This window comes from Undibacterium sp. GW821-FHT11H02, from assembly GCF_058808015.1.
The window spans coordinates 141652-154563 of the sequence record NZ_JBXARG010000009.1; the positions used below are offsets into that span (position 1 = coordinate 141652).

Below are 12912 nucleotides of genomic sequence, written 5' to 3' on the forward strand. Positions count from 1 at the left end.
TTGACGCAAGTAGTCAATCTAAGCCTCACCAGAGTTTGTCTCAGATGCATTCGCAATCGCCAACAACTAATGAAATTGCCAGGTCATCGGATAGAAATTTCGGTTTCATCATGTCCGCGTTTTTCCTGATCATCGCTTTCTTTCCCTTATTACATCACCAAGCAATCCGCTACTGGGCACTAATCCCTGCAGGCTTATTCTTTATTCCCGCCTTGGTGTTTCCCAAATTACTATCCAGACTCAATATCTTATGGATGCAATTTGGTGAGTTGCTGTCTAAAATTGTCAGCCCTATCGCATTAGGTTTAGTATTTTTTGTCGCCATCACCCCTTTTGCATTAATTATGCGCCTACTGGGAAAGCGCGGTTTAGACCTGAAATTCGAAGCTAAACGTGAAAGCTACTGGAAAGTCAGACAAGTTCCAGGACCAGATCCCAAAAGCATGAAAGATCCGTTTTAAGAAATTTATTGTGAATTTATTTACCCTGAAATTTCATTCGAGCCGACTTAAACCCATCGCAAACCACCTTCATTTCAAGGGCTACGATTTTGTTATTTATTAAAGAATTATTCAATTATTTGCGCTCTCGCAAAAAATTCTGGCTACTACCGATTTTCGTGATCATGGCCTTGCTCGGTGCGCTCATCGTATTGGCGCAAGGTAGCGCCATCGCCCCCTTCATTTACACTCTTTTTTAAGCGCCTATGTTTGTTGTCGGTATTTCCGCTTATTACCACGACAGTGCAGTGGCACTGATACGTGATGGTGTCATCATCGCAGCGGCACAAGAAGAACGCTTCACGCGTAAAAAACACGATGCCGCATTCCCAGCGCAGGCTTTGCAATTTTGCTTGGAACAAGCAGGCATACAAGCGGACGACGTGGACTATGTCGCGTTTTACGATAAACCATTCTTAAAATTTGAGCGCCTGCTAGAAACCTATCTGGCATTTGCTCCCAAAGGTTTTTCTTCATTTCGACTAGCACTGCCAGTTTGGTTACGTGAAAAACTGTTTCTAAAAAATTTGCTGGCAAAAGAACTCAAAAAGTTTTCTCCCAAGATCAATTGGGAAGATAAATTACTCTTTGGTGAGCACCATGTTAGTCATGCCGCCAGCGCGTTTTACCCCTCGCCTTTCGAAGAGGCTGCAGTCTTAACCTTAGATGGCGTTGGTGAATGGGCGACTAGTTCCTTGGCCATAGGTCGCGGTAAAACACTGGAAGTCATTAAGGAAATACATTTCCCACATTCCTTGGGCTTACTGTATTCAGCCTTTACTTATCATCTCGGTTTTAAGGTCAATTCGGGCGAATATAAAGTCATGGGTCTGGCACCTTACGGCAGACCGATTTATGTCGAGACCATTTTTAAACACTTAATCGATGTCAAGCCAGATGGTTCCTTTCGTCTGGATATGAAGTATTTTGATTATTGTGCTGGCTTGACCATGACCAATCGCCATTTTGGCGAACTGTTTCAATTGCCAGTACGCACCGCTGAACAAGAGTTAACCCAAGCCCACATGGATATGGCAGCTTCTTTGCAAACTGCCACCGAGCAAGTGATTAGTTTATTAGTTGCTGGTGTCGCCAAAGAAACGGGTTTAAAAAACTTATGTTTAGCAGGTGGTGTTGCGCTCAACTGCGTCGCCAATGGCAAGATTTTTAAAGACCAACATTTTGAGAATATCTGGGTACAACCAGCTGCAGGTGATGCAGGTGGTGCGCTAGGCGCAGCGCTCGCTGCCTATCATGGCTATCTCGATCAAGAACGCAAGCCTTGTAGTGGCTATGATCATATGCAAGGCAGCTATCTTGGTCCAGAGTTTGCTCAAGCCGATATCGAAAGTCGCCTGCGTGCAGCGGGCGCCGAGTTTGAGGTATTAGATGAGGCAAGGCTGATCGCCACTTGTGCCGATGACCTGCAAAAGGGTAACGCGATAGGCTGGTTTCAAGGTCGTATGGAATTTGGTCCCAGAGCGTTGGGTGCTCGTTCCATACTTGGTGATGCACGCTCACCACAGATGCAAAGCACACTCAATCTCAAGGTCAAATTTCGCGAGTCTTTCCGCCCGTTTGCGCCGTCGATTTTGCGCGAAGACGTCAATACATGGTTTGATTTCGACGCGGATAGTCCGTACATGCTGATGGTGGCCGAGGTCAAAGAAAACCAAAGGATAGCCACACCTGAGGCTGAGAAAGATCTATTCGGCATCGACAAACTCAAAGTCGCACGTTCCACTATTCCTGCCGTCACGCATGTCGATTATTCAGCCCGCCTGCAAACCGTAACGGCGGACACCAATCCGCGCTACCACGCCTTGCTATCGCGCCTTAAACAACTGACTGGCTGCCCAGTGTTGGTCAACACCAGCTTTAATGTACGCGGTGAACCTATCGTGAATACGCCTGAAGAAGCCTTCAAGTGTTTTATGGGTACGGATATAGAGCGCTTAGCTATAGGCAATTGTTATCTCAAAAAAGAAGTGCAAAACCCCGCATTAAAAATCAGTTACGAAAATGCATTTGAACTAGATTAAAGCTCATGAAATTGCTCAAAAATTTATTCCTATCGATAACCTCCATCGCCATTGTCTTGGGCATTGCTGAAACCGCTTTGCATTTTGCAGATTTTCCAGCTACCCCAAAACATGGCTGGAAATGGGATGAAAGCCCTTATCGCGGCCCTATGAATCAACATGACCAACACACCAATCAACTCGGTCTACGCGGGCAAAATATTGCCTATACCGATGAAGACTTCGTGGTGCTACTGGTCGGTGATTCGCAAACCGAAGCAGGAACACAAGTTTTCGAAGACATCCCCGAGGGCATCTTAGAAAAAGCCATCAAAGCACAATCAGGGCGCGACAAAGTCAAAGTTTTTTCCATTGCCTCGGCAGGATGGGGACAGGATCAACAGCTACTGTGGCTGACAAAATACTTTGAAAAATACCGAGCCAATGCAGTCCTTGTCTGGACCACACCTGTCAATGATTATTGGGAAAATACCTTTATCGACCGCAGCATCACGCTAGAAGCTGGCAAGCTAAAACCAACTTACACCCTGGACGGCGACAAGCTCAAAACAGTCATTCCGGCCAGTTTTGAATGGAAATTACGCACGCTCTTGGGTGTCGCTTTGAGTGCCCAAGGTAAAGACAAAAAAAGCTCAATTGAGCAAGTGCATTTAAATTATTGGCTAGCAAAATTGCCTGCCACCACCAGAGTAGCGACCGACCCCGCAACTTGTCCGAAAAATGAAGTGATAGAACAAGAGGTCATAGAAGCCTATCGCAAAGGCGAACGCGCTTACACCATCGTGACCGAAGAGGATGTTGAAGGCGGTCGCAATCATTTCTCACCGTATTTGAAGAACCTATCGCCGCGTGAAGAATACTCGATCGCCATTACTCATCGCTTGTTTCAAGAGATTGCCAAAGTCAGCCAGCAACACAATGCCAGCTTTAATATTCTGCATACCTACAGGAATGATTTAGATGCGGCATTCCGCGAAATACAATGCGTCAAAAATTTGAAGACTAATACGTATTTTGCCTACGATGGCTCAGATTGGTTGCGTCACTTGAAAAAGACGCCATTAGCCGATCAAATCATTCCCCTCAGGATTGAGAGCGAACAGGCATTAAATGTACGCGAGGGAGACTGGCATTTCGGCAAAGAGGGAAATCAATTAGCTATGCAGGAATTGGCAAAAGTCATTACACAAAAATACTTGAGCAAACCCTAGTGAAAGCTAAAAAACCAAAAGCCCAGCAGAAATATCTTGCTGGGCTTATTTTTTTATTCAAACCGTTCTTACTGTCCTAAGGCGTTTTTAATTTGTTGCAGTGACTGTGGATCCTCGATCGTGGTCAAGTCACCCGCATCACGTCCTTCACACACGGCTTGGATCGAACGACGCAAAAGCTTACCGGAACGGGTTTTAGGAAGCATCGCCACAAAATAAACCCGAGCTGGGCGTGCCACCGCACCTAATTGTTTGTCAACCACGGCCATCACTTCGGCTTCCAAGGCTTTTGCTAACTCAGGTGAGGCCGCACGTTCTGGATTTTTGATAATTGCAAACGCGACCGCAACTTGCCCTTTCAATTTATCTTCAATACCTACCACGGCGACTTCAGAAATTTGCGGATGACTGGAGATGCTTTCTTCGATTTCACGCGTGCCGAGACGATGTCCGGCTACATTAATCACGTCATCTGTACGGCCCAAAATAAAGAAATACCCATCTTCATCGCGTATGCCCCAATCAAAGGTGGAATAGAGTTGTTCATGTGCGAAATTAGACCAATAGGTTTGCACAAAGCGCGCATCATCACCGTAGATGGTTTGCATACACCCAGGTGGTAATGGGCCTTTAATCGCCACCACACCTTTTTCATTCGCACCACACACCGCGCCAGTCGCTTCGTTGATGATGGTAACGTTGTAACCGTACATGGCAATTCCTGGGCTACCAAGACGGGTATCTTTATGTTCAACACCACGCGCGACCGACAAGATAGGCCAGCCGGTTTCAGTCTGCCAGTAATTATCGATGATCGGCACGCCCAATTCCGTAGCGATCCAGTTCGAGGTAGTTTCATCGAGCGGCTCACCCGCCAAGTACAAGGCTTTGAGTGAAGAGATATCGTATTTCTTCATCAACTCGACAGGATGCTTCTTCAATACCCGTACTGCCGTTGGTGCTGAGAACATGCGTGTGACTTTGTATTTTTCAACGATACTCCACCATACGCCCGCATCAGGGCGGATTGGTGTGCCCTCGTACATTATGGTCGCCATGCCCGCGATCAAAGGACCATACACGATGTAAGAGTGCCCTACTACCCAACCAATATCAGAAGTCGCGAAATAGGTTTCGCCTGCGTTGCCGCAGAAGATATTTTTCATCGATGATGCTAATGCCACCGCATAGCCACCGACATCACGCTGCACGCCTTTGGGTTTGCCTGTGGTACCTGAGGTGTACAGCACGTAGGACATTTCATTTGATTCGAGCCACGTCACTGGCACTTGCGCGTTCATGTGTTGTTCACGCAATGCTGCGTAATCGACATCACGGCTTGCAACGATATTCATCGCATCCAGACCACGATTGACTAACAAGACTTTGGCAGGTTTGTGCTCCGCCAACTGAATCGCTTCATCGAGCAGAGGTTTGTAAGGCACTGCCTTACCTCCGCGCATCCCGGCGTCAGCAGACACCACCAATACGGGTTTAGCATCATCAATACGCGTTGCTAAACTCTTAGAGGCGAAGCCACCGAACACCACGGAATGCACAGCACCGATGCGAGCACACGCCAACATGGCGAATGCCGCTTCAGCAATCATGGGCATATAGATTAAAACTCTATCGCCCTTCTTGACACCGAGATCCAACATCATCGCTGCCATACGTTGAACTTCGACATGCAATTCAGCAAAGCTGTAGGTTTTCTCGGAATTGGTTTCAGTCGAAATGGCGATCAATGCCGCCTTATCCGACTGTGTCTCCAACCAACGATCAATCGCGTTATAACAAAGATTCGTCTCACCGCCGACAAACCATTTGGCAAATGGTGGTTTGCTGTGATCGAGTACTTGAGCATAGGGTTTGCGCCAACTGATGAGTTGGGCTTGTTTATCCCAGAAGCTAGGAGGGTCTTGAATTGAGGCTTGATAAAAATCTTGGTAGTTCATGGTGTCTCCAGTTTTTTATAGCGTTTTGGTTTGAATTCTGTTTGGCGTTCTTGTGATTGTTGTTGGTTTTAGGTAATCGCCATTTGTACTACATCAAAATTTGTCATTCTCGCGATGTCTTTTTCGTTGGAACGATCCATTTTCTCGGTAAATCATCGTCCTCTGGTCGGGGGTGGCCCGACAGCCAGTTACCTTTTTTGCTTCGCCAAAAAAGGTAACCCAAAAAAGGCGACCACGCTGCCACTGCCCTTCGGGTGCCCAATTGTGCAAAACAAAAAATGGGAAAGTGTTGAAACTCGCTTCGCTCAGACAGCAACACTTTCTTTATCCATTTTCTGTTCTGCACAATTGGCAGTGTCAGAAGTGGGTGAAAATCAAACACAACTTCAAAAACAACGGCAACACCAAAACAATCTGTACCGATGGCCGTTCATTTTTCTATTAGCAGCTGTAGGTCGCTGTTTTTGACTTTGCTTTTGACCTACCCCCGTTTGAGACGATGTAATTTGTGCTTCACAGAAAATGGATAAGAAAGTGTTGTGTTTGAGCCGAAGGCGAGTTTCAACACTTTCCCATTTTTTGGGATGCACAAATTATGCTGAAGCGTAGCGTAAGCACCCCGAAGGGGCGAGTCTACGGTCGCCTTTTTTGGCTTACCTTTTTTGGCGAAGCAAAAAAGTTAAGTAGCTGTCGGGCTACCCCCGACCAACAGACCTCAAATCAACAGCACCAATCATTCAAGAAACAAAAACTCAAAAACAATCCCCAGGCACCCGAACAAACCCTTCCATCAAAACCCGAGCACTACGACTCATACTAGCTTTCTTCACAACCCACTCCGCACCAACTAACTGCGCCTCAGCCCCAACGCGCAAGGTGCCAGATGGATGACCAAAACGCACGGCAGAACGCGCACCACCTCCTGCAGCTAAATTCACTAAGGTTCCCGGAATAGCAGCCGCTGTGCCAATGGCCACCGCCGCCGTGCCCATCATCGCATGATGCAATTTACCCATAGACATAGCGCGTACACACAAATCAATTTCACTCGCATGAACCTGTTTTCCACTAGAAGAAACATAATCCAAAGGCTTAGAAACAAAGGCTACCTTTGGTGTGTGCTGACGCTTCGCTGCTTCATCTATGTGCTTGATCAAACCCATGCGTACTGCGCCATAAGCACGGATAGTTTCAAACTTCGCTAAGGCTGCTGCATCGCTATTAATCGCATCTTGTAACTCGGTGCCGGTGTAGCCAATTTCTTCGGCGTTCACAAAAATCGTCGGGATACCGGCGTTGATCATGGTCGCTTTTAAGTTGCCTATGCCTGGCACTTCGAGATCATCGACCAGATTCCCGGTTGGGAACATAGAACCGCCTGCGCCCTCTTCTTCGGCTGCGGGATCCATAAATTCGAGTTGCACTTCGGCTGCAGGAAAGGTCACGCCGTCGAGTTCGAAATCACCGGTTTCCTGTACTTCGCCATTTGTCATCGGCACGTGAGCGATGATGGTTTTGCTGATATTCGCTTGCCAGATGCGTACAAGGGCAATGCCGTTTTGCGGAACATTGTCGACCAAACCCATGCTGATCGCGCATGAGCCAACCGCTGCGGACAGATTGCCGCAATTACCGCTCCAATCGACGAAGGCTTTATCGATCGCGACTTGTCCGAACAGATAATCGACATCGTGATCTGGCTTACTACTTTTGGCGAGCAAAACTGTTTTTGAGGTGCTAGAAGTGGCGCCGCCCATGCCATCGATTTGTTTGCCATAAGGATCGGGGCTGCCGATCACGCGCAGTAACAATGCGTCACGTGCAGCGCCTGCTTGCTGTGCGGCTGCTGGTAAATCCTGCACACGGAAGAACACGCCTTTGCTGGTACCACCACGCATGTAGACGGCTGGGATTTTGATTTGGGCTGGGTGGGACATTCGTCTTCCTTCTTATCTAAATTCTTTGTTAGTCACGAACAACGACTGTACATTGCTGCCTGTTCACCCCTTCCCCTTCAAGGGGAAGGTTGGGATGGGGATGGGTTTCAATTGAATGAGCTAGGCGCTTTCCCACTTCGCAAACCCATCCCCACCCTAGCCCTCCCCTTGAAGGGGAGGGAATTACCGATCTAATCTGAGGCAATACGAATCACCAGATGCTCAGGCAGATTTACTCGACTCCAAAAAGTCCTGAGCAAAACGCTGCAATACACCACCGGCTTCATAAATCGATACTTCTTCCGCCGTATCGAGACGGCAGGTCATCGGCACCTCAACACGTTCACCATTCTTACGATGAATGACCAAAGTTAAAGTCGTACGTGGCGTGCGTTCACCGATGACGTCATAGGTTTCTGTGCCATCCAAAGCTAAAGTCAAACGATTCACGCCTGCTTTAAATTCTAGTGGTAACACGCCCATACCGATCAAGTTGGTGCGGTGGATACGTTCAAAACCTTCGGCCGCAATCACTTCGACGCCCGCCAAACGTACACCCTTCGCTGCCCAGTCGCGTGAGGAACCTTGACCGTAATCGGCACCTGCGATAATGATCAAAGGCTGCTTACGTTCCATATAGGTTTCAATCGCTTCCCACATGCGCGTGACTTTGCCTTCTGGCTCAATGCGGGCCAATGAGCCGGCTTTGATTTTGCCTTCTGCATCACGCACCATTTCATTTTTCAAAGTCGGATTAGCAAAGGTTGCGCGTTGGGCGGTTAAGTGATCGCCACGATGCGTCGCATAGGAATTGAAATCTTCTTCTGGCAAACCCATTTTGGCGAGATAAGCACCCGCCGCGCTATCGAGCATAATCGCGTTAGATGGCGATAAGTGATCGGTCGTGATGTTGTCACCTAAGACTGCCAAAGCACGCATGCCCGTCATCGTACGCTCACCCGCTAAAGCGCCTTCCCAATATGGCGGACGACGAATGTAAGTGGATGGTGCGCGCCAATCGTACAAAGGCGCTACACTCGCCGCTTGCTCAGTTGAGATCGCGAACATAGGCTCGTACACTTTGCGGAACATCTCAGGCTTCACGCTAGATTTCACAATCGCATCGATCTCTTCATCAGTAGGCCAGATGTCTTTCAAGCGAATTTCTTTGCCATCGACAACCGTCAACACATCTTTCTCAATATCAAAACGTATCGTGCCAGCAATCGCATAGGCGACGACAAGCGGTGGCGATGCGAGGAAGGCTTGTTTTGCATACGGATGAATACGGCCATCGAAATTACGATTGCCAGATAAGACGGCAGTCGCATACAAATCGCGGTCAATAATTTCTTGCTGAATCACCGGATCAAGCGCACCCGACATACCGTTGCAGGAAGTGCAGGCATAAGCCACCACGCCAAAACCCAGCGCTTCTAAGTCTTGCATCAGACCAGCTTCTTCCAAGTACAAAGTGACCGCTTTGGAGCCCGGCGCCAAAGAAGACTTGACCCAAGGTTTGCGTGTTAAACCGAGGCGATTCGCATTACGTGCCAACAAGCCCGCCGCAATCACATTACGTGGATTGGAAGTATTGGTGCAGCTGGTAATCGCTGCAATAATCACCGCGCCATCAGGCATTTGGCCGGGTACATCATCCCACGCGGCAGCGATCCCTTTAGCACTTAAATCACTGGTCGCCACACGGGCATGCGGATTCGATGGACCTGCCATATTGCGCACGACTGATGACAAATCAAATTGCAGTACGCGTTCATATTCGGCTGTTACTAAAGAGTCTGACCACAAGCCAGCGACTTTGGCATAAGTCTCCACCAAGGCAACTTGTGTATCTTCACGGCCCGTCAATTTCAAGTAATCGATGGTTTGCTGATCGATACTAAACATCGCCGCCGTCGCACCGTATTCAGGTGCCATATTCGAAATCGTGGCGCGATCACCTAGCGTCAATGCTGCGGCACCGCTACCATAGAATTCGAGATAAGCGCCCACCACTTTAGACTTACGCAAAAATTCTGTGAGGGCCAATACCACGTCGGTTGCGGTAATACCAGGCTGTGGTTTACCGCTGAGTTCAACGCCAATGATGTCGGGCAAGCGCATCCACGAAGCACGACCTAACATGACGTTTTCTGCTTCGAGACCACCAACACCAATCGCGATCACACCCAGCGCATCAACGTGCGGTGTATGACTATCTGTACCAACTAAAGTATCCGGAAATGCCACACCATGTTGTGACTGTATCACTGGCGACATGCGCTCCAGATTAATCTGATGCATGATGCCATTCCCCGGCGGGATCACTTCCATATTCTTAAATGCGAGCTTAGTCCAGTTAATGAAGTGAAAGCGATCTTCATTGCGACGGTCTTCAATCGCGCGATTCTTTTCAAACGCTTGCGGATCAAAACCACCACATTCAACAGAGAGTGAATGATCAACGATCAACTGCACTGGCACGACAGGATTTACCTGCGCCGGATCACCGCCTTGATCGGCAATCGCATCACGCAAGCCCGCCAAATCGACTAAGGCTGTTTGACCGAGAATATCGTGACAAACCACACGTGCCGGGAACCAAGGAAAATCCAAATCACGCTTGCGTTGTATGAACTGTTTTAAAGAATCCGTCAAGGTCGCGGGATCGCAACGACGTACCAGGTTTTCTGCCAGTACGCGTGAGGTATAAGGCAGCTTGGCGTAAGCACCAACTTCGATGGCATCGACGGCTTCACGTGCATCGAAGTAATCGAGCTGCGTGCCGGGTAGGTTTTTGCGGAATTGTGTGTTCATAGTTTATCCATTTTTAGATCAAAACCCCTCAACGCCGAGGCGCAGAGACGCTGAGAAAAACGAAAAGAGAGGAAACAGTTTCGTTCTCTTCCTGTGCCATATCCCAGAAGCAAGAACATGATTTTCTCTGCGCTCCTCTGTGTCTCGGCGCCTCGGCGTTGAGGGGTTTTCAAAACATTCAATAATTTACTTACGGTCCTTCAAAGCCACAAACGCCAAATCCTCAGGCCCTACATAATTCGCACTCGGACGAATGATCTTGTTGTCGATACGTTGTTCAATGATGTGTGCCGACCAGCCAGATGTCCGTGCGATCACGAACAAAGGTGTGAACATCGCGGTTGGTACGCCCATCACGTGGTATGACACAGCCGAGAACCAGTCCAAATTCGGGAACATTTTTTTGATGTCCCACATCACTGTTTCTAAACGTTCTGCGATGTCGTACATTTTGGTGGAGCCAGCTTCGACCGACAAAGTACGCGCGACTTCTTTGATGACTTTATTACGTGGATCAGAGACCGTGTACACAGGGTGACCAAAACCAATCACCACTTCTTTATTTTCAACACGACGTTTGATATCGGCTTCTGCTTCGTCTGGATTGTCATAGCGTTTTTGGATTTCAAACGCGACTTCATTCGCGCCGCCGTGTTTAGGTCCACGCAATGCACCGATTGCACCGGTGATAGCGGAATGAATATCGGAACCCGTACCCGCAATCACGCGGCTAGTGAAAGTCGATGCATTGAATTCGTGTTCCGCGTACAGAATCAAGGATGTATGCATGGCGCGAACCCAAGATGCTTTTGGTTTTTCACCGTGCAATAAATGGAGGAAGTGACCACCGATAGAATCATCATCGGTTTCAACTTCGATGCGCTTGCCGTTGTGACTGAAGTGGTACCAATACAAAAGCATAGAACCGAAAGACGCCATCAAGCGGTCGGCAATATCACGTGCACCTGGGGTATTGTGATCGTCTTTTTCTGGCAAGGTGCAACCTAGTACGGATGAGCCCGTGCGCATGACATCCATAGGATGCGATGATGCTGGCAGAGCTTCCAAGGCCAATTTCAAATTCGCAGGCAAGCCGCGCAGGGATTTTAATTTTGCTTTGTAGGCAGATAATTCAGCCGCTGTTGGCAATTTACCGTGTACCAACAAATGCGCGATTTCTTCAAATTCGCAATTGTCTGCCACGTCTAAAATATCGTAACCGCGATAGTGCAGATCGTTACCTGTTTTACCTACGCTACACAGCGCCGTATTGCCAGCAGCAACGCCAGATAAGGCAACGGATTTTTTTGGTTTAAATGTTGGGTTTTCTTGTGTGGTCATTTCTTTCTCCATTGATTTTTTTGAACCGCAGAGGCGCAGAGCACGCAGAGTTTCTTAATTTCCGTCTCTGCGACCTCTGCACCTCCGCGGCGAGGCTTTTCGTTTATTTCGCTTTTTGTTGCGCAAACAAAGCATCTAACTTCTGTTCAAAGTCGTGATAGTTAATACGCTCATACAATTCCATACGCGTTTGCATCGTATCGACCACATTCTTCTGCGTACCATCACGACGAATCGCGGTGTAGACGTTTTCTGCGGCTTTATTCATGGCACGGAAGGCGCTGAGTGGATACAACACCAAACCGACATCTGCAGACGCCAACTCTTCGACTGTGTACAAAGGTGTGGAGCCAAATTCGGTGATGTTGGCGAGAATAGGCACCTTGACTGCGTTGGCAAATTGCTTGTACATATCGAGTTGGGTAATCGCTTCTGGGAAGATCATGTCTGCACCGGCTTCAACACACGCCAAAGCACGGTCAATCGCCGCTTCCAAACCTTCCACCGCAAGCGCATCGGTGCGCGCCATGATGACGAAGTTTTCATCAGTACGTGCATCGACGGCGGCTTTTACGCGATCAACCATTTCTTGTTTGCTGACGATTTCTTTACCCGGACGATGACCGCAACGCTTGGCACCGACTTGATCTTCGATATGCATGGCAGCTGCGCCAAATTTGATCATAGACTTCACGGTACGCGCCACATTGAAAGCCGACGAACCGAAACCGGTATCGACGTCGACCAGCAAAGGCAAATCACACACGTCTGTGATACGGCGGACATCGGTCAAGACATCGTCCAAATTGGAAATGCCCAAATCTGGCAAACCCAGCGATCCAGCAGCCACGCCGCCGCCAGACAAATAGATCGCTTTAAAACCAGCGCGTTTCGCTAACAAAGCATGATTGGCGTTAATCGCACCCACTACTTGTAGTGGAGATTCTTCTTGCATCGCCTTGCGGAAGGCGGCACCTGCGGAATATTGAGACATGTTGGTTTCCTTATATGTTGGATGCATGTGCTATTGCAAAGCGCGTGCCAGTCTTGAACAAGTCCCTACTCATAAACAACAGATACTTTAAGAATCAATCACTTAAAATCAA

The 12912-nt window shown here is 48.3% G+C and carries 9 protein-coding genes; 4 read left to right on the top strand and 5 right to left on the bottom strand.

From position 1 onward, the window contains the following. Positions 1-44 precede the first annotated feature (44 nt). The 4 genes from AC1RR2_RS11290 (at position 45) to AC1RR2_RS11305 (ending at position 3753) form a co-directional block, all read left to right on the top strand. Positions 45-461 (top strand): SxtJ family membrane protein, encoded by a 417-nt coding sequence (locus AC1RR2_RS11290; protein ID WP_493222351.1) that lies wholly within the window; start codon positions 45-47, stop codon positions 459-461. A gap of 89 nt (positions 462-550) precedes the next feature. Then, positions 551-700: a DUF5989 family protein gene (locus AC1RR2_RS11295; RefSeq protein WP_493222352.1), complete on the top strand. Its 150-nt coding sequence runs from the start codon at positions 551-553 to the stop codon at positions 698-700. A 6-nt stretch (positions 701-706) separates the two neighbouring features. Beyond that, positions 707-2542 (top strand): carbamoyltransferase family protein, encoded by a 1836-nt coding sequence (locus AC1RR2_RS11300; RefSeq protein ID WP_493222353.1) that lies wholly within the window; start codon positions 707-709, stop codon positions 2540-2542. Positions 2543-2547: 5 nt separating this feature from the next. Continuing rightward, positions 2548-3753 carry a hypothetical protein gene (locus AC1RR2_RS11305; protein WP_493222354.1) on the top strand — a complete coding sequence of 402 codons (1206 nt, stop codon included), beginning with the start codon at positions 2548-2550 and terminating at the stop codon, positions 3751-3753. Between the two features lie 68 nt (positions 3754-3821). Here AC1RR2_RS11305 and AC1RR2_RS11310 read toward each other — a convergent pair whose 3' ends face one another. The 5 genes from AC1RR2_RS11310 to prpB form a co-directional block, all read right to left on the bottom strand. Further along, positions 3822-5711, bottom strand: coding sequence for a propionate--CoA ligase (locus tag AC1RR2_RS11310; RefSeq protein WP_493222355.1), 1890 nt, complete (start codon positions 5709-5711; stop codon positions 3822-3824). Positions 5712-6463: 752 nt separating this feature from the next. Continuing rightward, complete coding sequence (prpF, locus tag AC1RR2_RS11315) at positions 6464-7648, bottom strand: 2-methylaconitate cis-trans isomerase PrpF (protein WP_493222356.1); 1185 nt, start codon at positions 7646-7648, stop codon at positions 6464-6466. A 222-nt stretch (positions 7649-7870) separates the two neighbouring features. Next, entirely contained in the window at positions 7871-10465 is a 2595-nt protein-coding gene (acnD, locus tag AC1RR2_RS11320; RefSeq protein WP_493222357.1) for a Fe/S-dependent 2-methylisocitrate dehydratase AcnD, read from the bottom strand. Positions 10466-10651: 186 nt separating this feature from the next. After that, entirely contained in the window at positions 10652-11806 is a 1155-nt protein-coding gene (gene prpC, locus AC1RR2_RS11325) for a bifunctional 2-methylcitrate synthase/citrate synthase (protein ID WP_493222358.1), read from the bottom strand. A gap of 103 nt (positions 11807-11909) precedes the next feature. Next, positions 11910-12800: a methylisocitrate lyase gene (gene prpB, locus AC1RR2_RS11330; protein ID WP_493222359.1), complete on the bottom strand. Its 891-nt coding sequence runs from the start codon at positions 12798-12800 to the stop codon at positions 11910-11912. Positions 12801-12912: the final 112 nt, after the last annotated feature.

Coding starts and splice junctions, on each gene's coding strand:
- AC1RR2_RS11290 (WP_493222351.1), top strand. CDS start 45: ATGCATTCGCAATCGCCAACAACTAATGAAATTGCCAGGTCATCGGAT.
- AC1RR2_RS11300 (WP_493222353.1), top strand. CDS start 707: ATGTTTGTTGTCGGTATTTCCGCTTATTACCACGACAGTGCAGTGGCA.
- AC1RR2_RS11305 (WP_493222354.1), top strand. CDS start 2,548: ATGAAATTGCTCAAAAATTTATTCCTATCGATAACCTCCATCGCCATT.
- AC1RR2_RS11310 (WP_493222355.1), bottom strand. CDS start 5,711: ATGAACTACCAAGATTTTTATCAAGCCTCAATTCAAGACCCTCCTAGC.
- prpF (WP_493222356.1), bottom strand. CDS start 7,648: ATGTCCCACCCAGCCCAAATCAAAATCCCAGCCGTCTACATGCGTGGT.
- acnD (WP_493222357.1), bottom strand. CDS start 10,465: ATGAACACACAATTCCGCAAAAACCTACCCGGCACGCAGCTCGATTAC.
- prpC (WP_493222358.1), bottom strand. CDS start 11,806: ATGACCACACAAGAAAACCCAACATTTAAACCAAAAAAATCCGTTGCC.
- prpB (WP_493222359.1), bottom strand. CDS start 12,800: ATGTCTCAATATTCCGCAGGTGCCGCCTTCCGCAAGGCGATGCAAGAA.